We start from the raw sequence: 20,451 nt of genomic DNA, 5'->3' as shown, positions 1-20,451 counted from the left end.
CGAGGCGGACAGAGACGCGAATGCGTCGTGGAACATTCTTTCTCGCGGTCTCGAACAAGTAGGGATGGGCTGTCCCGAATCACCGCCTGTGGAGACTGCGCTCCCTACGGACACCGATTCGGTGTCTGCAAAGCGCGTCATGGAAGCAGGAAGCCCCACCCTCAAGGAGCGAACCGCGTCAGCGGTGAGCGAGTAGGGTGGGGAGGAAGTCACTGTATGAGCGATAGATTCACTCTCAAGACGAGTTCTCCTGTCGAGATCTGGTAAAAGCCATTCTCTCTGGTTCAGTTAGATACACCGATAGGTACACAACCGATGTAATAGTAGCGTACTCGATGATACCGACTACGAAGTGGAGTTCAGGTGGGACGCTCACTGTGACCAAGACAGGTCGGCTGTTCATCGTGGCGTGAAAGACAGCGACCAGCCAAAGGTTTCCAGTTACTGCGTACACGGTACCGAAAGCGAGACCCGCGAGAGTGAGTCCAGAAAGCCGGACTACCAAGGCGGGACCGACTCCGTGCTCCAACGCGAGAAACCACCTCGGAAGGTGGAAGACAGCAAACAGGACTGCCGCGACCACGACGCCGAAGCCAACCGCACGACGGCTTTCGCCGCCAGCCATTTCGATGAATTTCTGTTGGAGATACGCACGAAAGACCAGTTCTTCTGGAATCGCGGTGAACAGGAGTGAACTGAACAGTGCCGCAAGATAGGCGAGCGGATGAGCAGCGACTCTCGACCACGTGGCCTCGAACCCGACAACGCCAGCCAGCGCGAGACCGACCGCGACGAGATTGTACAACCCCCAGAACACGACGACGAGTACAATCACAGGGACGAAGGTACGAACAGATGGTAGAACCGAACGTGGTGAGACACCCTCGAGATACAACGCACAGATAGCGAGTGCGGCGAGGAAAATACCCCACACAATCCCCAGAATGGGCGGCGGTGATTTTCCAGGGGACACGAACACGAATGCGGACAGGACACCGAGTGCGACCAGATACGTAGCGACGGGGACCGCTGATCCCCGCTCGAACGTGGGTCGATCTACGTCAGCAAGTACCATTGCTAGATGGCGTCCCACTCTGGCTGCTCAACGTGTCGGTCCCAGAACGACGCGTCGAGATAGGCATCATCAATGCCGATTGCTCCCCAAAGTCGCGTGACCCACCCGACGGCTGCCCAGAGGAGTCGCTGGACTGGCAGCGGTGCCATTGGCATAATCGTCTCGTCATACAGGTCTGCGGCGACCACGAGCGATTGAGGTAGTCCCGGGCCAGGATAGGTGCCATCCTCGTCGCTCCCACGCTCGTGAGCCAGTCCCCAGGCGGTGTAGAGCCCTTTCACCGTCCGCATCGAAGGAAGTTCGGCCCTGAACGCGACGATTTCGTCGGTATCGTTGCGGAACGTGTGCTCTTGGCCCGGTTCGACAGTTGCCGATTCCCCAGGTACAAGGTTGATTGGATCACCCTCACAGACGATGGTGACTTCCCCTTCAATCGCCCTGAACGTCTCTGTCGTCGGATGGTAGTGGAGAGGTGGTGCGGGAGACTCCGGTGACACCCATTGGATCAGAACGGGGCGATCAGTCTTTCCCGAGTCCGGGCGCTCCAGCAGTGTCGCCCACGTCTGACTCACTGGATCGGAAACGAGTGGCTGAGGCGACCGTCGCAGGAGAACACTCGCAGAACTATCGGGATCTAATTCGAGTGTCGACACGTCTGTTGGCGTTCCATTCACCAGCGGCCGACCGGTCTGTAGGGTTTTTTCCTTTCTCTCGTCGGCACCCTGAGCCTGAGTGCGGGTCAGTGTCTCAGATTCCATCTCTTTTCGTGCTACGGCTCGTCAGGGAATGGAGCTTCTGTGAGGTATACATACAGGATTTATCCCCGCCTCGTTCGACAGGAGGAGACGTGAAACAGCTTCAGGTCACCGTTCACGTTGACGACAACCATGCACCGGAATTTTTCGAGTTACTGGCCGATTCGCCGGCCATCGCAGAGGCTCGTCTGGTCGACTGGAGTATGGCAGCCAGCGAACAGTCGACGCTCCTGTACACTGTCGATGGAGATCCGACGACCTTCGCCGAACGGGCAGCCAATACCGCTGGAATTGATTCGGTCGAACTATCCGATACGACACAGGGGAAGACGTATGTGTTAGTCGTCATACGACCGCTGGAGACGCCGCTGTTCGCTGCCATTCACCGAGCAAGCACACAAGCGGGCCTCATTGTCCGTAAACCGATTGTCTATCGTGACGGCACGATGTCGGCTCGCGTCGTCGGCGACGCTGGCGCCCTCCAGCGTGCTCTCGACGCGGCTCCAGATGGCCTCGAGGTACAAATCGACGAAATTAGCCAGCTCAAGAGCTACGCCGACGATCCAGTGGTAAGCCTAAGCGACAGACAGCGCGAGGCGGTCGCGGTCGCGTTTGAGCTCGGCTACTATAATCAGCCTCGTGGGGCGACTCACGAAGATATCGCCGCTAAACTCGACTGTGCACCACCGACAGCCAGTGACCATCTACAGAAGGCAGAGGCGAACATTGTCTGTGCAGTGATGGACGAATTCGGAGTTGACCCGTAAAGTAATCCATTCCATCGAATCCTGGATCGCACAAGCCAGGGTAGAGTAGTAAAAAGAGCGTGGCTGACTATGCGCTGTGTATTCAGCATAGCCTCTCCAAACTATCAGCACCTGAGGATTTCAACAGAGCCGGATCTTCCCACCTGTCAAGGAGCCAGTAGTGCGATTAAAGCTATGAACAAAATAACCCCTGCGAGTACAATAGCACTACCACTCACGAGTACTGTCGTTGAAGCCGAGAGATTAATATTAAATTGAGTCTGTAGTCTTCGCCGGCTTAGAGGGAACGCAAGTACGCCAGCGAACATGAATAATAATCCGACAACTATGAGAGTTGCTCCACCGGTATGTGTTCCGGCCAGTATCGCATTACCGCCGACCCACCATGTAGTGATACTTGCGAGCACCAAGCCGAAACCGAACAGATAGCCTACAGTCGTCCGGAACAAGATGTTCCGATATGATAGGACAGAAAAATAAAAATTTGGTACAAATGAGTATGCTCGGATACAATACGTTTCTCAACAATCGGTGCGGATGGAGTGCTCACTTGCTGACTTCACCCTCTGTATCTCGCACGCCGATTCTATCAGCTCTTAAGGATTTCAACAGAGCCGTAGAGTCGTATTCGAGGGTACACTCGGACCTGTACCGGTGGGCCATCCCATTGAGTTCGAAGCTTATAGAGATTCGAGGAGAATACCTGCGGCTTTAGCGCAGGATGAATCCGACAGAGCCCTCCACGAACCACTGTTCGGTGGCATTCCCGAGTTTCCAAAGTCCGCAGTTTCAAGTGGTGTCAATTCGTATCGGAGAGTAGGGTCAGGTCGGAACGGACCGGTTCCGAACGGCCTTTGGAGGCGGCCTCGCCGCCGCTAATGAGACAATATCCAAAACACCAACACGGTGAACGCGAATGCCAGAAGCGTTCGTCTGTGCCTGTTGATCGAGCAAGTCCAAAGATAACTCCAAATCCGTCGAAGTGTCAGCGACTCCCTGCTGGCAAAAACAACAGATGAGAGTCAACGGCATTGAGGATAGGAGTAACGGCGGTTTGACACCGCCAGTCAGCCACCGTTTCGTGACGGGTTAAACGGGTTCCCGAAGAAGAAACCGGGCTCATGGTTGCGAACCTGAAACTCCCACCGCTCGGGATTCCTCCGCCTGAAGGCGGAGGAGGATGTCAATGCTCCACCACGGTCGGCACCCCGGCGAACCGCTGTACCGTAGCGACCACAACGAGCGTGACCGCCAACAGCGCGAGTGCGAGTGGAACAATCGCGTCGATGCCGCCGGCGATGAAATCGACCCAGATACGTGTTGGTATCGTTCGGGGATTGTACGCGACCATCATCGTTGCGCCGAACTCGCCGATGGCCCGCGAGAACGTGAGTATAACACCGGCGACAATCGCTCGTCTTGCGAGAGGGAGCGACACGCGTCTGAACGTGGCTATCGGCCCGCATCCGAGCGATCGAGACGCTTGTTCGAGCCGCTCGTCGATTGATCTGAACCCAGCTCGAGCGGTGATCACGACGAACGGCGCGGCAACGAACGTCTGTGCGAGCACGATGCCGACGAGACTATCCGTCAGCGGCAGCCCAACCTGCGCCGCGGCGGCCCCAATCGGTGTGAACCGCCCCACCACACTGAGAAGCATCGCCCCGCCAACGACCGGCGGGACGACGAGCGGAAGCACGACGAGCGCCTCAACAAGTCGTTTCCCTGGGAACGTCTTACGTGCAAGGACGTACGCGAGCGGAACACCAAACACGGTCGCAATCGCAGTAGCGACGGGCGCGGTGAGAAGCGAGTTCCGGACTGCCGTCCGGCTCGTCGTCTGTAGCAGGGTCTCAACGACGGGAACAGATCCGGTTCGGCCGAGGAATAATACGAAGGGGAGCGCAAAGTACACGACCAGAACCACTCCGAGAACTCCAAAGATCAGCAGCGGGGGCACCCGTTCTGATTTCGTTGCCGAGCGAGTCACATCAACAAGGCTCATTCGCCGCTCACCTCGATAGGAACCTCTCCGTGCGTTCTCGGGAACGCCTCTGTCTCGAACCCGTTCTCCCGGAGGGTCTCGCCGGCATTCGCAAGGAATCTGACGAATTCGCGCCCGGCGTTCGGCGAGTCCGCACTTTCGAGCACCGTCGCGTTGTACACGATCGGTGCGCCGGTCGCCGTGTACCCGTCGTCCGTCGTGTACGAGACCTCCGCGTACTGGTCGGCGTACTCCGGGTTCGAGAAGTTGTACGCGTCCGGGAACGAGTGAAACGGAAGCCCGTGGTCCGCGGCCATGTTCCGGTAGACGACCGCGGCGGCGCGGTTCCCCGTCTCGACGCCGGCGAGCAGCTGTGGTTCCTCCGGCTCCCGATAGGCGGCCTCGGTGACGGTCTCGGCGAAGCCGTCGAGCCCGTGTTCCCGCTCGGCGAGTTGAAACGCGTGGATGGCGCGGTATCCGAGGGGATCAAGATCGGGATCGCTTATCGCGAAATTACCGCTGTCGGCCTCACGCGCAACCTCGTACCACGGATCGCCCGCATTTAGTCGTTCCCCGAACCGTGTGTCGGGAGCATAGGCGATCCCGATGGCGTTGGACGCGAATGAGACATCCCATACCGAGTGAGTGTCGTAGAGCCGGTCGCGTAATAGCCCGGCGTCCGCGCTCACGACAACGTCCGGGTACTTCCGGTCGTCCTCGACCATCCGCATCACCGCGTTGGTGCCGTAATATTCCCCGCGAACGGCGATTCCCGTCTCCTCTTCGAACTGCTGTCCGAGGTGTTCGTCGAGGACGACCGCGAGGCTCCCGGCGGCGAGAACGGAGACAGAATTGCCGCCACCGAGGCAGCCAGCGGCCCCGACTCCGCCCCCGGCCGCGAGCGTCGCGAGGACCGATCGACGGGATCCCGATTGCATGTTGAAGGCTTCGGTCACCGGCAGAATATAACCTTCTAAAGTTACTACTTTGTGAGAAGTAATTGTTTGAAGTTACATTCTCGACTGTCTCCAAGTTATTCGCGGTCAGGTCTAATTACGACGCCAAATCCAAGGGGGTCGCCGATTGAGCGCGACCTTCAGCGTGCCGTTGCCTACTGGTTCTGCCCAATTTCGACGGCACCGTTGGCGTGCGAACGTCGCCGCTCTCGACCGACTTGGTCCATCGTCCGTTCAGCGAGCTTTCGGAATGCTCGTGCCGGCTCCGAGTTACCGTCGGAAACGACGGGCTCTCCGACCTCGCACCCCTGTTGGATCGCGGGGTCGAGCGGGATCTCGGCGAGGAGCGGGTGATCGAACTCGTCGGCGAGTCGCTGGCCCCCGCCGGTCGCGAACACGTCGTGTCGAGTCCCGCACTCGTCGCAGACGAACCCGCTCATGTTTTCGACGACGCCGAGCACCGACGTATCATGTTTGTCAAACATCCGAACGCTCTTTCGGGCGTTGTCCAGCGAGATATCCTGCGGCGTCGTCACGGCGAGCGCACCCAAGACCCCTATCTGCTGGAGCAAGGTCAGCTGTACGTCCCCCGTTCCCGGAGGCAAGTCGACGACGAAGTAGTCGAGATCTCCCCACTTGGTGTCGTGTAGTAGCTCTGTGAGTACCTTATTGACCATGGCGCCCCGCCAGATGACAGGATCGTCGTCACCGACGAGGAAGCCGATGCTCATCAGCTTGAGTCCGTGGCTCTCGACCGGTCTGATTGTCTCGTCGTCCTCCGCCCTCCCCGGTTCATCCTGTACGCCAAGCATCCGCGGGATGTTAGGACCGTACACGTCGGCGTCGAACAGTCCGACGTTGGCACCCCGCTCGGCCATCGCCGTCGCGAGGTTTACCGAGACGGTACTCTTTCCGACGCCGCCCTTACCGGAGGAGACAGCGATCACGTTCGGTGCGCCGTCCATCTGGCCGGCGGGTGTCGTATCGTCGATCTCGACCGAGAGAACGGGTTCGTATCCCTCCTCCCGAACGACGGCCCGGACGTCCTCGGTGATCTGGGTCTCGACCGGCGAGTGCGGAGCGCCGAGAGCGAGCGGGACGTGAGCGGTATCGCCGTCGACTTCGACGTCGCCGACGAGACCGAGCGAGACGATGTCGTCGTCGAGGATCGGATCGTCGACTCGGGCGAGCGCGTTACGAAGGGTAGAGGTCATCATTAGATCCCCGGATTAAATTGAGAGGCGGACAGTTGCGGTTTGCCGCCGTCGACTACGGTCTCGTTGGCGCCGCTTTCGACGAATGTCGCCCAGTCGTGGAGCGTCTCGAACCCAAAGCCGAACTTCGAGCCTGTCGACGCCCGGCAGCTGCCACGGTGTCGATACATATCTATCGATTATAACCCGACGACCCAAGACGTACTCCTGTATATTACAGGTGTTTAAATTCTATCGGCAAATTCCGACGCTACACAGCCGCACCGACTAGAGTGAATCCGGCGAACAGGCGCCGCGCCGCGTGAACGTAATGTTCGGAGAAGCGATGGCCCGCAAGATCTGAGGAGGATATTTAATGACCAACATAATTCACCAGATCTAATTTATTCTTTTCAGTACACATTAGTGATATAGATCTACCGATGGTCACGAATGACGCGGGCGACGACGGACACACAGTCGTGATAGAGATCGATCCGTGTGTCGATGTCGCGGCCGTGTTAGGTACTATCGGGGATCTCGACACCGAAGGGGTACGGATCCGTGACATCCGTGACGAGGGCCAGTCGAAGGTCTCGATCGATCCCGAAGAGCTGACCGCGGTACAGCGTCGGACGTTACTTCGGGCGGTGGAAGCCGGGTACTACGCCGACCCGCGGGAGGTGACGCTCACGGATCTCGCGGGCGAGTTCGACGTCTCCAAGTCCGCGGTTTCACAACGTCTCCACGGCGCCGAGGCGACTATTGTTCGGCGGGTAGTGAAGGAGATGACCCGCGAAGAGCTGCTGGATTCGACGATTGCGTTTGGCCGGGGGGAGTGATCGGTCGAACCGGCTGAACCGATCGGGGAGGCATCGTCACGTCGTGGAAACGTTCGGTTCGGTTTTTACGTCTGCTCTCCGGAATTATGTGTATGTCTGATGCTGTCGAAGACACCGACGAACTCCCGGCAACGGCGGGCGAGCTCGCGGCCGAATTCCCTGAAGTGTGGGACGAGTACGCCGCTTTGGGAAAAGCCTGTTCGGAAGCCGGCCCGATTGAGGGCGAAGAGAAACGCCTCGTCAAACTGGCGCTGGCGGCCGGCTCTGGGTCGGAGGGAGCTGTCCACTCCCACGTCCGGCGAGCGCTCGAGGAGGGTGTCGATCCCGAGGCGTTGCGACACGTCGCTCTGCTGGCCGTGCCAACAATCGGGTTTCCGAAGGCGGTGGCTGTGCTAACGTGGATCGACGATATTGTGGATACAGAGTGAACAACGAGTTGACTCGTCTCGTCTTCTCGGCCGTTCTAAAGGCCGATAACCCGAGACAACGTCTTATGCTCGTTCGTCGTACGCACCGATTATGGGACTGACAGAGCGATCGTCGAACGGAGAGAGTGGCGACACAGAAGAGACCCGTCGCCTCTACGTCGAGTTCGAGCTATCTGCGTCTGGCGCGGTCGCCTGTCCCGTCGAGGTCTACGGCCGAGACGCCGACCGGATCGACCGGCAGTCTTCCGACGGAGAGTGTCACACGGAAACAGCGCGCGATCACGACGACGAGACGGCGGGAGGCTCGACTGACACCGAGATCCGTCACTCGAAAACCGAGATCACATCAGAATGTTTCTGCCCAATTTTCTTTGACTACGATTGCATTCCGAAGATCACGGAGGTCACCGATGAGGCCGTTGTCATTCAGGCGTTCCTCCCGGACCGCGACCACCTCTCCGCGCTGATAGACGATCTCAGAGAGGCGACGGACGACCTCTCGTTGCGCCGTCTCACGCGGGTCGACTCCGTCGACGGCGATCGGTCGAACCGCGTCACCCTCGACCTCTCCACGCTGACCGAGACCGAACGGGAGACGGCCGCGATGGCGGTCTCGTCGGGCTACTACGAGACGCCGAGGGAGACGAGCGTCGGTGAACTCGCTGCGGACCAGGACATCACGAAGTCGGCGATGTCGCAGCGGCTGAGCTCGGTGGAGTCGAAACTTGCGCTCGCCGCCTTCAGGTAAGCCGTCCAGCTCCCGGGGCGGTCATCGATGTGCGACGATAAGGCGTGTGAAATACCAAGGTAGTATTCTATCTGTGCCATAATATAACAATTGTTCACCAATAACTCGCGGCGTATATAAGATGCTGTAGTATACAGCGCGAGTCGTATCGCGGTCTACTCACAACATACAGATAGAGCCATGAGTGACCCACAGCAGCCGAGACTGACGCCGATCGATGAGTGGGAAAATGAAGCTGAAGCGATGTTAGATGATGTCGAATATGACACTGATCTCGGTGTGCAGATGGCTCGTGATGCGATTCGGGTCTCAAATGGAGAGCTGACTGACGCCGAGTTCCACGAGAAGTACCACGAAGCAGTACTAGAAGAGTTCGGCGAGGACGAACGCCCGACGAAGCCGGAGGGGTTCGAGGATGACTGACGGGAAAGCGTACAGACGAGACGTACTGAAGGCCGGTGGAGCCGCTGCCGCCCTCGGAGTTGGGGGTGGCGGATTTCTCCAGACGCTGGTCGAGAGCGAGGAAGATCAGCCGTCGACCTCCGGGATCGAGAGCTTTGTGGGTCAAAACGACGTCATCCAGACCGTCTGTTCGCCCAACTGTAGGGGGAAGTGTCCGATCGACGTTCACGTTCGCGACGGTCAGGTGAAGAAGATCGAACCACATCCACCGGAAGACGAACAGTACAAGCGAGCCTGCGTGCTCGGACTGTCACACACGCAACGCGTGTACGACCCGACGCGACTGAAGTACCCGATGAAGCGGGCGGACTGGTCGCCTGACGAGCCCAATCCACAGGGACGCGGTCCGGACGCCGAGTTCGAGCGCGTCTCGTGGGACGAGGCGCTCGACCTCGTCGCCGACAAGATGCAGTCGTTAAAAGCCGACCACGGCGCCGAGAGCGTCCTCTTCCACGAGGGATCCGGGAACTACGGGCAGACGGGCAAATCGTTCAAGCGACTCGCGTCGCTGTTCGGCGCGACCCAATCCGCCTGGGGTATCGACACCAACGTCGGTCGCGGCTTCAACCGCGTCACTGGTGTCGGTGCCTTCCTCCCGCCGACGAACGAAGCCGAAGACTGGGAGAACGCGAACACGATCATCGTCTGGGGGTCGGACATCTTCTCCAGTCAGTTCCAGATGGACGCCTCGAAGATCCTCGACGCGATCGAGAACGGGGCGAAACTCGTCGTCGTCGATCCGGTGTACACGACGACGGCGTCGAAGGCGGACCTGTGGCTCCCCGTCGAGCCCGGCAAGGACGTACACCTCGCGCTCGCGATGATGCACACCGTCTTCGAGGACGAGACGTACGACGAGGACTTCCTCCGGAAACGGACGACTGCTCCGGCGCTGATCCGCAAAGACACCGGGGAGTTGCTCGAGGCGAGCGACATCTTCGAAGACGCCGGCGAGAATCAGGTCGTCGCCGTCGAACGCGGGAGCGGCAGCCCGGTCGCACTGGAACCCGAGACCGGCGGCGCGTACGCGCTCTTCGGAGAGTTCACCGTCGACGGCGTCGCGTGCGAGACGGCGCTGACGAGGCTTCGAGACCACGTGGCGGACTACGCTCCCGAGGATGTCGCAGAGACGACTGGTGTCGACGCCGAGAACATCCGGACTGCGATCCGGTGGCTGGCGACCCGTGGTCCTGGCGGTATCGCCCCGAGCTACGCACTCGGCCGGTACAAACACGGACACATCTTCGGGCAGGCGTACGCCATGTTGATGGGGATGACCGGCGACTACGGTCGTCACGGCAACATCCACGCCCACCACTCCGGCGGTGCGACGCTTGCTGCCGGTGACTGGGCGAGTCCGAGCGACGCCGACCCCGGACCGTCGCTGACTTTCCCCGAGTATCCCGACGCGATGATCGACGGTGACCCGCACAAAATCAGGGCCGTCTACTCCATCGAGTCGAACATGATGGGGAACCAGTTCCCGGACCGCCAGCGGTTCAGAGAGGCCATCAGAAGCCTCGAGATGTACGTGGTCGCGGACATGCACCACACGGATACGGTCCAGCACGCGGACATCATCCTCCCGGTCCCCCACTGGTTCGAGCAGGAAGACATCAGCTCGGGCTGGGGGTCCCATCCGCATCTCGGCTACCGCCACAAGGTGCAGGAACCGATGTGGGAGGCCAAAGACGACTACTATGCCATCCGCGGACTCGCGGAGCGGTTCGGGTACGGCGATCGCTTCCCGGAGACGAAACGCGACATGCTCCGGAAGCTCGCCGGCCGAGACGACGACATCGACTTCGACACGCTGTTCGAGCAGGGGACGCAGAAGAAAGAGAGCGTCCCGATCGTCAAGTACACCGACGAGTTCCCCACCGAAACGGGACGCATCGAGATGTACGACGATGAGGCCCCGAGCGAAGAGGGCGTCACGTTCGACGTGCCGCGACCCCTCGAAGACCGGACGGCCGACGACTACGAAAAGGCCGACGAGTACCCGCTGATGTTTATGCAGAAGCACAGTCGGTTCCGCATCCACTCGCAGTACGAGATGCTGAACTGGGTGCGCGAGATCAACCCGGAACCGCAGTTGGACATCCACCCGAAGGACGCAAAGGCCCGGGGCATCGACGACGGCGAGTACGTCCGGGTGTACAACGACCGGGGCGAGATGGTCGTGAAGGCGAAGTACAACGACGCGTTCCAGCCCGGTCTGGTCAACACCGATCAGGGGTGGTGGAGCCGCGACTTCGTCGAGGGTCACCTCCAAGACCTCACGCACAACGAGGTCAGTGAGGTCGGCCAGACGATGGCGTTCTACGACGTGCGGGTGGCGGTCGAATCCGCACCCGACGACGTCGACACCGATAAATACGGATCTGACAACCCGCGCGGGAGCGGTGCCAAAGCGACTCCCACAGGAGGTGACTGACGATGACAAAACACGGGCTCGTAATCGACCAGGAGCGGTGTATCGGGTGTCAAGCGTGCGCAGTGTCGTGTAAACAGGAGAACAACGTTCCGATGGGGCAGTTCTGGAACCGCGTTCTCACCGAGGGCGGTGAGAAGATGGACACCCCTTCGGGCGGTTACCCCGAAGACGGCGGGAGCGGGTCGCTGGACATGCAGTACCAGCCGACGGCGTGTCAACACTGCGAGAACGCGCCGTGCGTAAAGGTCTGTCCGGTCAACGCGACGTACACCCGTGACGACGGCATCGTCGAGATCGACTACGACAAGTGTATCGGCTGTCGCTACTGTATGGCGGCGTGTCCGTACAACGCTCGGGTGTTCAACTGGGACGAACCCGAACACATGCCAGAGGAGGGAACCGGTGACGTGGAGGCCCGACCGCAGGGCGTCGTCGAGAAGTGTACGTTCTGTAGCCACCGCGTCGACGAGGGGCTCGATCCGGCCTGCGTCGTCAACTGTCCGGCCGACGCCCGCATCTTCGGTGACCTCGACGACGAGAGCAGCACCGTCTCGAAGTACATCGACAAGTACGAGACGGACCAGCTGCTCGAAGACCGCGGGACGGACCCGAACACGTACTACATCAGCGGTGAGATGAGTCCGGGACGCCCGCAGACGTCGGACAAGATGGAGAGCGAACTCGACGACGTCTCGCCGTGGTCCGACGGTGACGACGATGTTCCGTCGAAGGAAGCCGACAGTGCTGGTGGCGAGTCGAGTGGTAGCAGCCACTCGGTTGAGGGTGGCGAGATTCCGTACGCTACACCTGCGAAATCGGGAGGTGACGACTGATGGCAGCGAATACCGGATCGTCGCGAGTCGCGATCCCCTCGTTCGGCGGAAAGGGCAAGCTCTGGATCGGCCTGCTCGTCGCGCTCATGGCCGCTGGGATCGCTGCGTGGGGGTACCAGCTCACGACGGGGCTGATCGCCACGGGAATGCGCAATGTCTTCTCGTGGGGGCTGTACATCATGATGTTCGTCCTGTTCGTGGGGCTGTCGGCAGGCGGACTCATCATCAGTAGCGCGCCGAAGTTCTTCCACTCGCACCGCTACGAGGGCTTCGCCCGACTCGGAGTGCTGGTCAGCCTCGCGTGTATCATCGTCGCGGGACTGCTCATCTTGCCGGACATCGGTCGTCCGGGGCGGATATACCAGTTTTTCACCTCGCCGGACTTCCGCTCACCGATGGTGTGGGACTTCGGTATCGTCCTGCTGTACGGACTGTTAAACCTCTGGTACCTGTGGCTCTTGACCCGCCGCGACCTAGCCGCACGTGGGTCGTCGCTTGCGCTCGGCTTCGAAGACACCGAGGCGGGCCGTGAGCGCGATCGAACGCTCATGTTCTGGACTGCGGCAGTCGCGCTTCCGACCGCGGTCGCGCTCCACTCGGTGACCGGCTGGATATTCGCGACGCAGGTCGGTCGCGGTGACTGGTTCAGCCCGCTCGTCGCCCCGGTGTTCATCGCGAAAGCGCTTGTCTCCGGGCTCGGCCTGCTGTTGATCGTGTCGGTCCTCGCGGACCGGTACACGAACTTCGAGGTCGACCGAGAAGAGCTCACGAGCCTCGGGAAGATCCTCGGGATCTTCCTCGCGTTCCACGTGGTGTACCTCTTAGCGGCCGAGCGGCTACCGCACTCCTGGGCGGATCACTTCGAGTTCTGGGCCATCATGAGTAACTTCCTGATCGGGGACTCGGTGTACTTCTGGCTGTGGACCGTCGTCGGTGGCGCCGTCCCGCTCGCTATGCTGGCACTCCCGCCCCTCCGAAAACGCGTGTCAGTCATCTTTACCGCGAGCGTGCTCGCGGTCGTCGGGACGATGTTCGAGGGGATTCGCCTCGTGTTCACGGGGTACGAGGTCGCCAACATCGACTCTGCGCCCGGCATCTCGCTCGGCGGCGAGTACACCGGTATTACGACCGATATCTGGGCGACGGCAGGGGCCTACACCCCGACGCTCGTTGAGATCGCTGTCACCCTCGGCATTATCGCCTTCGGGGCGTTTATCGTCACGCTCGGCCTGAAGTACGTGCCGATTCAGCGAGTCGACGCTGAGCCATCGTACGCGACTGACGGCGGAAAACAAGACCAATGACGGACCAAACTACCGCGTCGACCGAACGTGAGCGGTCGACCGAACGGACCGACGAAAGCGACGCGTTCCAGTCGGACGCAGCGGCGACATACGCGGTCCTCGCCGAGTGTTGGCGGGAGCCCAGCCCCCGGCTCGTCGCGGCCGTCGAAGCGGGCGAGTTGGAACCGGTGTTCGGCGACCTCGGATCGGTAGACCTCAAGGATCTTCGAACCGAACACACGCGGCTGTTTATCGGCCCGGCAGGACCGCCGTGTCCGCCATACGAGAGCGTCTACCGCGACCGTGACGATCCCGACGAACTCGGTCCAGTCAAGGGGCCCGCTACGATGGCGGTCGCGCGCTGGTATCGAGAGTTTGGCGTCCAGCCCGCTCAGGACCATTCGGACCTTCCAGACCATATCGCGACGGAGTTAGAGTTCGCCGCGTACCTAGCAGAAGAAGGGTTCGATGAGCGGCTCGAACAGTTCTGTGACGAACATCTCAACACGTGGACTGAAGCGTTTTTGGAGCGTGTTGAGGACAAGACGTCTGAACAGTTCTATGAGGCGCTAGCGGCGACAACCCGGCAGGTGGTGGGATAGCTAAGCCACTCGGCTTGCGAACTCGACGGCGTCTCGGCGGTATAATCGATCGAGTCGGCACCACGCAGGTACCGCTTTTCCGTGAGTTGCTCTTCTCTTGAGAGAGCCGCGGACGTCGGACAGCTAGGCTCGATCAACGAGCTGATCGAGCGCCTCGCCGACCGCCTCGTTTGCTCTCGTTGGGCCGTCGGCCAGTGCTACCACGTAGACGAGACCGTCATGTTCGTCGAAGAGAGGCTGCTGACGGTGGACGCGCGCGTCACGGATGCCGTCCGTCGAACGGAGGCGGCGTTCCGCCGCTTCGACCTGTGTTTCCACGTTATCAGTGGAAGCCAGTTCGGCCTCCAGTACGGTACTCGTCGCGATACTTCCGGAAGCGCTTGTACCGACTGAGCCACGGAGCGCGGTCACGAGGGACGCCGGTGTCTCGTAGGAGGGGAGGGTCTCGACGATGTCCGTCACCTCGTCGAAGTCAAGATCGTCAGCGCTGGCGGCCGTAACTACTTCCGGGACAGTAACCGGTCTATCGCCGAGCGACACCTTCGGCAGGTGACTGTCGCTAAACCCCTCGACGATGGCGTAGTCACACTCGATTGCGAAGTCGTCGAGCACGTCGCTAAGCGTTCGCTGGTCGCCGGTGCCGAACCATCCTCCGTCGTCGGTGAGACCGACGGTATACATCGAGCCAGCCGCTCGATGTCTGGCGGTGTCTTTCCCATCGGTATCGATGTCTGGTTCGTGAGTGAGGCGCTTGACGGTTCCCACCGCCCCGTGAGCACTGAGGCGAGACGCGAGCTCTGCGACGGTGGTTGTCTTTCCGGAGTCGGACGGTCCGGCGACGCCGAGTACTTTCATACTCTCACTCACAGGGAAGCTAATATATAGCGTCCGGAAGCGCTAGGTCAGGGTGACTCATTCGGTCGTCACAGCGGCTGTTCGCATGGTAGATGAGATTCTTCAGACCGAGGCAAGACTATACATTTATATTTACTTAATCAGGTTAATTGTTGAGGAGCAGGCTCAGGGTCGCTGAGAACTACTGCTTTACTGTTAGGCACATGAATTCCCCAGACACTCGTTTCCACGAACTTCCCTCACTATCCACCCCGATTACTGTCTCGGGGAATCGCAGTCTGTCGTTATCTGGTGAAGCACTGTCGATGCTTCCGATCGAGACCAAAACGGTCACAATCAAGTGTGCGTCGGGTACACGCAACACAGCAACCTGGGCAGGAATTCCGGTACCCGAACTGCTCTCTGCCGCCGACGTTTCAGACGAGACAACTCATTTGCTAGTCGAAAGTGATGGCGGCTATCGGATGTGTGTTGACATCCGCGCGGCGCTTGACGGCTTGCTTGCCTTCTTTCGTGGCGGCACGCCAATTTTGGAGTGCCAACCATACGAAACACGGTTTATCACGCCTGGTGTCGACGGCGCTCGAACGGTAAAGGCGGTCGCCCTACTGGAAGCACGACACCTCTCTCCGAGTGTTGACCCGGAATCTTTCGAAGAAATATCCCGAGAAGAGGAATACTCCGCATGAGTGGCGTATCACCTGACGTGACTGGTGTGGTTCTCGCAGGTGGGAACAGTCGTCGATTCGACGCCGGAGACAAGGCCCTTGCCACGCTTGAAGGCGAGACGTTTCTCGAGCGAGTACTCGGTACGCTTCGTGCCTCGACAGCACAGCCACCAATTGTCGCAGTTCAAACCGAGGCGCAACGGGAGCAACTTCGCAGGACACTCCCACCGTCATGGGATGTGCGGTTCGTGTTGGACGACAGCAGTCTCGCGGGACCGCTTTCCGGACTACTGTCAGCATGTGAGGCGGCACCGACACCGTGGATATTCGCAGTCGGGTGCGATATGCCGCTCTTGGATCCGAGAGCAGTCAGGGAATTGTGGACACGAGTTGCGAATCACGCTGAGAGAGCGCCTGAAGCAGTCGTCCCAGTTTCACGGTGCGGACAACGCGAACCACTACACGCGTTTTACCGACGCTCTGCGGTCATCAGCCACCGAAATAGTGTATCTGGTGAGAGTAGTTTCAATGCGTTTCTCGCCGAGTTTGACCATGTCGACTACGCTGAGCTGAATGAACTACCGCAGTTGATCCGGCTATCGACAACGAATATAAACACGGTCGCGGAACTCGAACACGTCACTGAGAGACAAAGAGAGTAATCTGCTTTGTTGAATCCGACCAATCGGTGCTGAATCAGCTGGTCGCTAAAGAGTGCGAATTGAACACGCTTAGAGACAGAGCTCAAGCAAAAGATGAGATGTTGAGATTGTCGACTGTAACGAGTGTTCTAGAGGTATTGGTAAAGAGCAAGACAGCAGATCACCCGCCGAGATCGGGTGATTATAGAAGCTGCTCAACACCGTCGTAATTCCTTCTGTAACTCCTGTTTCTCGGTGTTATCTATATGTTACATAAGGAATTAATATCGGACGTCGTTAGAACGAACCGAAAAACGCCCGTTGCGGGTTTGTCGTGCTACCGAGTGGGCGGAATTAGCGCAATAATCACGACCACAGAAGCTGCTTATCCATCAAATGAATTACGGACATGATCCTTGAGATTTCTCTTTCCAAAAGCAGGGACGAACTCTTCTGAGAGTGTTTTTCGATCAGCAGCTCTCCCCAGCTCAACATCTCCATCAATCGTTTCGGCTCTAATCGCTTCGCGTTCCACAATGCTAGAGAGATCGACTTTTGGGGTGGCTTCTTTGATCTCTCCTGTAGCAAGGTGTTTCATCCAAAGCGTCCACCGGAGTCCATCAGTACCAATCCCTACGAGGTACTTTTGATCGATATCGCGGAGGTATTTACAGAATGTATCCTCTTCGAGGTATTGCCGAACGTCGGCCGTAGCGTCTTGTTTCGAACCTCGTACTAATTCACGGTTTGCTGCTTTCGCTTCTACGAGACACACCAACGAGTCGTCGACATTCTTGAGGAGATAATCCGGCTGTCGAGGTTCCACCTTACGATATGTTATTGGCCGGCGAATGAAATGTGCGCCACCTGCGCTGTACTCTTCGGATGTTGGACTCCGGTATCCGAGCCCGTGAAGAACCGGCTCGATCAAGTACTGCTCAGTAAATACTTCGGGTTGCTGTTCAACGCGCGCTCCAGGAAGTGTCCCCGGATTACGGAGGACATCCGCTAATTGGCCTCCTTCGTTGAGCTCACGGAACTTTTGCGCAAACATCTCCATTTGAAGACGAACTCGCTCGGCAATCTGGTAGTTGGGGTGGAGGGTAGGATGTAAGTCGGTGTCGTCAGCCATATGATTCGTCTCGGACGTATCGTTGATGTATCTGTTCGTTGGTTCAGATAAATCACCAATCTCGGGCTGAGAAGGCGAAGTGTATGTCTTTTCTACCTCCTGTAAGGACGAGGGGCTACGGCACTTTCAGGCGGAAGTGATAATAGAGATTGGATTTGTTGAAATCCTTAAGAGCTGATAGGATCGGCGTGCGAGATACACAACGTGAGTCTATCAGTCGGACCCTGATTCGTTCTCGAACAAAAGTACAGGTACAGCAACGAGCGCGGCCAACAGCACGGCCACTCCGGTGATGGCAAGAAAAATATCGATGTCCTCTGTCGCCGCCACGTGATTGTATTTTAGGTGAGCTTCCGAATTTTTTCAAAAATAGGAAGGAACGCTGTGATATCTGACTCGTCAACATCTCCGCTGTTCAACCGATCTTGTACTTCATTAGCAACAAGTACTTTATCAAAATTACCCATTCCCTGATTACTGAGTACTTCTTCCAATTTGGACGTGATCTTTCTGCCCTTGTACTCCACCTCATTGAGATGATATATATTCTCACTCTCGTCGTGTTCGAGCGATATCTCGGAAAATTCACCCGTGAACTTCTCTGAATAGGACCTGTTGACCGATTCTACATAGAATTCCGTGGAAAACAGATCCTCTAATTCAATCCGGAACTCAGGCCTCTCGTCATCGAGTTCAAGTAGGACGATTCTCTCAGGATCGACCTCTTGATGCTGTTCAATGATTTCCTCTTTAGCATCTTTCCCGGCTTGGTCATTATCTAGTAAGATGACATATGAAAAATCCTCAGATGCTACCCACTTCGCCGCATTCGGCATATTTGGCGCGCCGTTGGTCGGCATAATCGACACTTCGTCAGAGTCTATGAAATTCATTCCGACCGATTTGAGATAGTTATTCAGCGCAGTGAAAATATAATAATCCGTCACCCCCTCAACCAAGATCTGCCTCTTTGAGGCGAACGGCGAGTCTCCCAGTCCAATTCCCAAGGCGTTCCGAAGTGGTTTCAGTGCCATCGAATCTCCCTCTGCCCAATCGCGTGTGATCTTCGTCCCCTGTTCGGGTAAGTCTTCGACGAGTCTGATTCTTTCGGGGTGTTCCTTCCGGATTAAGAACGGGGAGTGGGAAGAATAGACGAATTGAGCATTGTCAGCCATCTGTTCGATCGCATCGAGCCAATTTTTCTTGCCTTCTGGGTGAAGCACGACAGCTGGATCGTCCAGTAAAATCAGTTTATCTCCATCTTCTCCATTAGTCTCCGCGCTGAGGTTTGTATAGAACGAGAAGAACCACTGGAAGCCCTCGCTCCTACTCGACGGAGGAACAAGATCTCGCTGGACATCCTCCCCAGATTTCCCTCCTTTCAGGGAGCTATCTGCGATTTGGACCAAGAACTTGTTCTTGCGGTTGGTGATTGATACGTCAACGGATTTTTGATCCCAAATAGAATTAACTTCGCCCGACACATCAGTCCCTGCCGTCCGAAGTTCACGCATCTGCGCTAAGTCCTCCTTATCATCAAAATCCTCGTAGTCAATTTCCGCGAGCTCCAGCAGGTTCCGGAAGGTTCGATTCTCAGCCTGGTCTAAGGTGTTAATATTTGCTGTGTCCGTAATTCGGTCAAATTCGTCGTGGTAGACTATGGAAGGTAGTATCGACGACACATCGAAATCGGAAACAGCCTCAGCTTCTGAATAAGCCTCCTTCAGATCTATCTTTATCTCTTCAATCGACTGATTGCTTTCCCCAGTATCGATTTCTGGAAGAGTATCCAGACCGGAGATCGCATTCTCCAACTGATTCAGATTCCACTGGAGAGAATTGTCTTCCCCATTGTTTCTGATATTGTTTATGTTCTGCTGAACGTTTTGGTCGTAGCGTTTCCGGAAGTTCCCGGTGTTCTGGTTTCTTAGGTTATTTAGAACTTGCCATGCCTCTTCTACATTCTCTCTCAGGACTCTTTTTTGAGCACTACGAGATATCATCGCCTCCCCAGAACCTGACTCAACTCGTCGATCGCCGTTTGATAGCTTCACAACGTGGATCGGATCATCGAACTCCAATGGACCCACTTCTATCGAATCAGTATCTCTCTCCGAGATAAGTTCAACACGGACCATTTCGAAAGGAGTCTCGTCGGGACTTTGGTTGTAATTCTGGTCGCGCTCTTTGAATGGCTGATCATGCGAAACGGCCTCTAATGCCTTAAGAAACGAACTTTTCCCACTCTCGTTTTTCCCCAGCAGCGTAGTAATGTCTGACTGTAGTTCAACCCAGTCTGTATCCACGATGGAGCGGAAATACTGTACTCGGGCACGAGAAACAATCATAGCCTAACAAGATAGCAAGATATCATAAATGTAGGGAACATAGAGTAAGTCAAATCTATCTCCTTAATCCGAATTTAGAAGGGTATCGGAGCCTCTCACCCGACATTCAGAGATCTCATAAATGTATTTGGCTCTGTTGAAATCCTTGGGAGCTGATAGGATCAGCATTCGAGATTCAGAGGATACATACAGCACGGCCTGATGCATAGCCTCTCTGTGATGGGATCAGGTAACTGGCCTGAGGCTGCTCGCTCTGTCTCAACTGTATCAGAGTCCATCTAATGTATTTGAGATATGGTCAAGTATTCACTATTTCAGAGGCTTGAAACCGTCCAATAGAATCCACACAGCGTCAACTATGAGGAGGCCAGCAGGTATTAGCAGACGCAGGCCAACTACGATACTGAGTGAATGCCCAGATATGCCGGCGCATCAAAACGAG

Annotated in this window: 19 protein-coding genes and 1 pseudogene; 12 read left to right on the top strand and 8 right to left on the bottom strand. The window is 57.5% G+C overall.

The annotated features are described in order from the left end of the window. Nucleotides 1–196, top strand: a pseudogene (locus DVK07_RS16475) (RNA-guided endonuclease TnpB family protein); the annotation flags it as partial. A gap of 39 nt (nt 197–235) precedes the next feature. Here the strand turns inward: DVK07_RS16475 and DVK07_RS16470 are convergent. Both DVK07_RS16470 and DVK07_RS16465 read right to left on the bottom strand, forming a co-directional pair. Then, nucleotides 236–1,075: a CPBP family intramembrane glutamic endopeptidase gene (locus DVK07_RS16470; RefSeq protein ID WP_121598040.1), complete on the bottom strand. Its 840-nt coding sequence runs from the start codon at nt 1,073–1,075 to the stop codon at nt 236–238. A gap of 2 nt (nt 1,076–1,077) precedes the next feature. Next, nucleotides 1,078–1,833 carry a cupin domain-containing protein gene (locus DVK07_RS16465; RefSeq protein ID WP_121598039.1) on the bottom strand — a complete coding sequence of 252 codons (756 nt, stop codon included), beginning with the start codon at nt 1,831–1,833 and terminating at the stop codon, nt 1,078–1,080. 89 nt (nt 1,834–1,922) lie between these two features. Here DVK07_RS16465 and DVK07_RS16460 point away from each other — a divergent pair, with 89 nt between their 5' ends. Continuing rightward, complete coding sequence (locus tag DVK07_RS16460; protein WP_199719561.1) at nt 1,923–2,597, top strand: helix-turn-helix domain-containing protein; 675 nt, start codon at nt 1,923–1,925, stop codon at nt 2,595–2,597. 1,183 nt (nt 2,598–3,780) lie between these two features. On the opposite strand, the gene DVK07_RS16455 is transcribed toward DVK07_RS16460, so the two are convergent. The 3 genes from DVK07_RS16455 to DVK07_RS16445 form a co-directional block, all read right to left on the bottom strand. Then, the gene (locus DVK07_RS16455) at nt 3,781–4,602 is read right to left on the bottom strand and encodes an ABC transporter permease (RefSeq protein WP_121598038.1); all 822 of its coding nucleotides are present in this window, start codon (nt 4,600–4,602) and stop codon (nt 3,781–3,783) included. Next, nucleotides 4,599–5,519, bottom strand: coding sequence for an extracellular solute-binding protein (locus DVK07_RS16450; RefSeq protein ID WP_121598037.1), 921 nt, complete (start codon nt 5,517–5,519; stop codon nt 4,599–4,601). Before DVK07_RS16450 ends, DVK07_RS16455 begins: the two co-directional genes overlap by 4 nt. A gap of 173 nt (nt 5,520–5,692) precedes the next feature. After that, nucleotides 5,693–6,751: an Mrp/NBP35 family ATP-binding protein gene (locus DVK07_RS16445; protein ID WP_121598046.1), complete on the bottom strand. Its 1,059-nt coding sequence runs from the start codon at nt 6,749–6,751 to the stop codon at nt 5,693–5,695. Nucleotides 6,752–7,173: 422 nt separating this feature from the next. Between DVK07_RS16445 and DVK07_RS16440 the strand changes: the two genes are divergently transcribed. From DVK07_RS16440 to DVK07_RS16405, 8 genes are all read left to right on the top strand, one after another. Next, a complete protein-coding gene (locus tag DVK07_RS16440; RefSeq protein WP_121598036.1) occupies nt 7,174–7,572 on the top strand; it encodes a helix-turn-helix domain-containing protein in 399 nt (132 codons plus the stop codon). 92 nt (nt 7,573–7,664) lie between these two features. Continuing rightward, entirely contained in the window at nt 7,665–8,000 is a 336-nt protein-coding gene (locus DVK07_RS16435) for a carboxymuconolactone decarboxylase family protein (RefSeq protein WP_121598035.1), read from the top strand. Between the two features lie 91 nt (nt 8,001–8,091). Beyond that, complete coding sequence (locus DVK07_RS16430; protein WP_121598034.1) at nt 8,092–8,748, top strand: helix-turn-helix domain-containing protein; 657 nt, start codon at nt 8,092–8,094, stop codon at nt 8,746–8,748. 180 nt (nt 8,749–8,928) lie between these two features. Continuing rightward, entirely contained in the window at nt 8,929–9,171 is a 243-nt protein-coding gene (locus DVK07_RS16425) for a 4Fe-4S ferredoxin N-terminal domain-containing protein (protein ID WP_121598033.1), read from the top strand. Continuing rightward, nucleotides 9,164–11,647, top strand: coding sequence for a molybdopterin-dependent oxidoreductase (locus DVK07_RS16420; RefSeq protein WP_121598032.1), 2,484 nt, complete (start codon nt 9,164–9,166; stop codon nt 11,645–11,647). Before DVK07_RS16425 ends, DVK07_RS16420 begins: the two co-directional genes overlap by 8 nt. A gap of 2 nt (nt 11,648–11,649) precedes the next feature. After that, nucleotides 11,650–12,480, top strand: a complete 831-nt coding sequence (gene dsrO, locus DVK07_RS16415; protein WP_004597860.1) for a sulfate reduction electron transfer complex DsrMKJOP subunit DsrO — start codon at nt 11,650–11,652, stop codon at nt 12,478–12,480. Next, nucleotides 12,480–13,784, top strand: a complete 1,305-nt coding sequence (nrfD, locus tag DVK07_RS16410; protein ID WP_121598031.1) for an NrfD/PsrC family molybdoenzyme membrane anchor subunit — start codon at nt 12,480–12,482, stop codon at nt 13,782–13,784. The genes dsrO and nrfD overlap by 1 nt, the downstream gene beginning before the upstream one ends. Continuing rightward, the gene (locus DVK07_RS16405) at nt 13,781–14,365 is read left to right on the top strand and encodes a molecular chaperone (RefSeq protein WP_004597856.1); all 585 of its coding nucleotides are present in this window, start codon (nt 13,781–13,783) and stop codon (nt 14,363–14,365) included. The genes nrfD and DVK07_RS16405 overlap by 4 nt, the downstream gene beginning before the upstream one ends. Nucleotides 14,366–14,488: 123 nt before the next feature. On the opposite strand, the gene mobB is transcribed toward DVK07_RS16405, so the two are convergent. Further along, the gene (gene mobB, locus DVK07_RS16400) at nt 14,489–15,220 is read right to left on the bottom strand and encodes a molybdopterin-guanine dinucleotide biosynthesis protein B (RefSeq protein WP_121598030.1); all 732 of its coding nucleotides are present in this window, start codon (nt 15,218–15,220) and stop codon (nt 14,489–14,491) included. A 254-nt stretch (nt 15,221–15,474) separates the two neighbouring features. Here mobB and DVK07_RS16395 point away from each other — a divergent pair, with 254 nt between their 5' ends. Further along, nucleotides 15,475–15,909, top strand: a complete 435-nt coding sequence (locus tag DVK07_RS16395; RefSeq protein ID WP_394338886.1) for a molybdopterin-dependent oxidoreductase — start codon at nt 15,475–15,477, stop codon at nt 15,907–15,909. Next, entirely contained in the window at nt 15,906–16,550 is a 645-nt protein-coding gene (locus DVK07_RS16390) for a molybdenum cofactor guanylyltransferase (RefSeq protein ID WP_121598029.1), read from the top strand. The genes DVK07_RS16395 and DVK07_RS16390 overlap by 4 nt, the downstream gene beginning before the upstream one ends. Nucleotides 16,551–16,914: 364 nt before the next feature. Here DVK07_RS16390 and DVK07_RS23395 read toward each other — a convergent pair whose 3' ends face one another. Then, nucleotides 16,915–17,661, bottom strand: coding sequence for a hypothetical protein (locus tag DVK07_RS23395; protein WP_199719557.1), 747 nt, complete (start codon nt 17,659–17,661; stop codon nt 16,915–16,917). A 341-nt stretch (nt 17,662–18,002) separates the two neighbouring features. Continuing rightward, nucleotides 18,003–20,009, bottom strand: coding sequence for an AAA family ATPase (locus DVK07_RS16380; RefSeq protein WP_121598027.1), 2,007 nt, complete (start codon nt 20,007–20,009; stop codon nt 18,003–18,005). Nucleotides 20,010–20,451: the final 442 nt, after the last annotated feature.

The sequence above is a fragment of the Halorubrum sp. Atlit-26R genome (assembly GCF_003666015.1).
In the GTDB taxonomy this organism is placed as follows: domain Archaea; phylum Halobacteriota; class Halobacteria; order Halobacteriales; family Haloferacaceae; genus Halorubrum.
This window is presented reverse-complemented; position numbering and strand designations above follow the sequence as displayed.

Bases quoted from the DNA above. Each gene is read 5' to 3' on its own strand.
- DVK07_RS16470 (WP_121598040.1), bottom strand. From the start codon at position 1,075: ATGGTACTTGCTGACGTAGATCGACCCACGTTCGAGCGGGGATCAGCG.
- DVK07_RS16465 (WP_121598039.1), bottom strand. From the start codon at position 1,833: ATGGAATCTGAGACACTGACCCGCACTCAGGCTCAGGGTGCCGACGAG.
- DVK07_RS16455 (WP_121598038.1), bottom strand. From the start codon at position 4,602: ATGAGCCTTGTTGATGTGACTCGCTCGGCAACGAAATCAGAACGGGTG.
- DVK07_RS16450 (WP_121598037.1), bottom strand. From the start codon at position 5,519: ATGCAATCGGGATCCCGTCGATCGGTCCTCGCGACGCTCGCGGCCGGG.
- DVK07_RS16445 (WP_121598046.1), bottom strand. From the start codon at position 6,751: ATGACCTCTACCCTTCGTAACGCGCTCGCCCGAGTCGACGATCCGATC.
- DVK07_RS16440 (WP_121598036.1), top strand. From the start codon at position 7,174: ATGGTCACGAATGACGCGGGCGACGACGGACACACAGTCGTGATAGAG.
- DVK07_RS16435 (WP_121598035.1), top strand. From the start codon at position 7,665: ATGTCTGATGCTGTCGAAGACACCGACGAACTCCCGGCAACGGCGGGC.
- DVK07_RS16430 (WP_121598034.1), top strand. From the start codon at position 8,092: ATGGGACTGACAGAGCGATCGTCGAACGGAGAGAGTGGCGACACAGAA.
- DVK07_RS16425 (WP_121598033.1), top strand. From the start codon at position 8,929: ATGAGTGACCCACAGCAGCCGAGACTGACGCCGATCGATGAGTGGGAA.
- DVK07_RS16420 (WP_121598032.1), top strand. From the start codon at position 9,164: ATGACTGACGGGAAAGCGTACAGACGAGACGTACTGAAGGCCGGTGGA.
- dsrO (WP_004597860.1), top strand. From the start codon at position 11,650: ATGACAAAACACGGGCTCGTAATCGACCAGGAGCGGTGTATCGGGTGT.
- nrfD (WP_121598031.1), top strand. From the start codon at position 12,480: ATGGCAGCGAATACCGGATCGTCGCGAGTCGCGATCCCCTCGTTCGGC.
- DVK07_RS16405 (WP_004597856.1), top strand. From the start codon at position 13,781: ATGACGGACCAAACTACCGCGTCGACCGAACGTGAGCGGTCGACCGAA.
- mobB (WP_121598030.1), bottom strand. From the start codon at position 15,220: ATGAAAGTACTCGGCGTCGCCGGACCGTCCGACTCCGGAAAGACAACC.
- DVK07_RS16390 (WP_121598029.1), top strand. From the start codon at position 15,906: ATGAGTGGCGTATCACCTGACGTGACTGGTGTGGTTCTCGCAGGTGGG.
- DVK07_RS23395 (WP_199719557.1), bottom strand. From the start codon at position 17,661: ATGGCTGACGACACCGACTTACATCCTACCCTCCACCCCAACTACCAG.
- DVK07_RS16380 (WP_121598027.1), bottom strand. From the start codon at position 20,009: ATGATTGTTTCTCGTGCCCGAGTACAGTATTTCCGCTCCATCGTGGAT.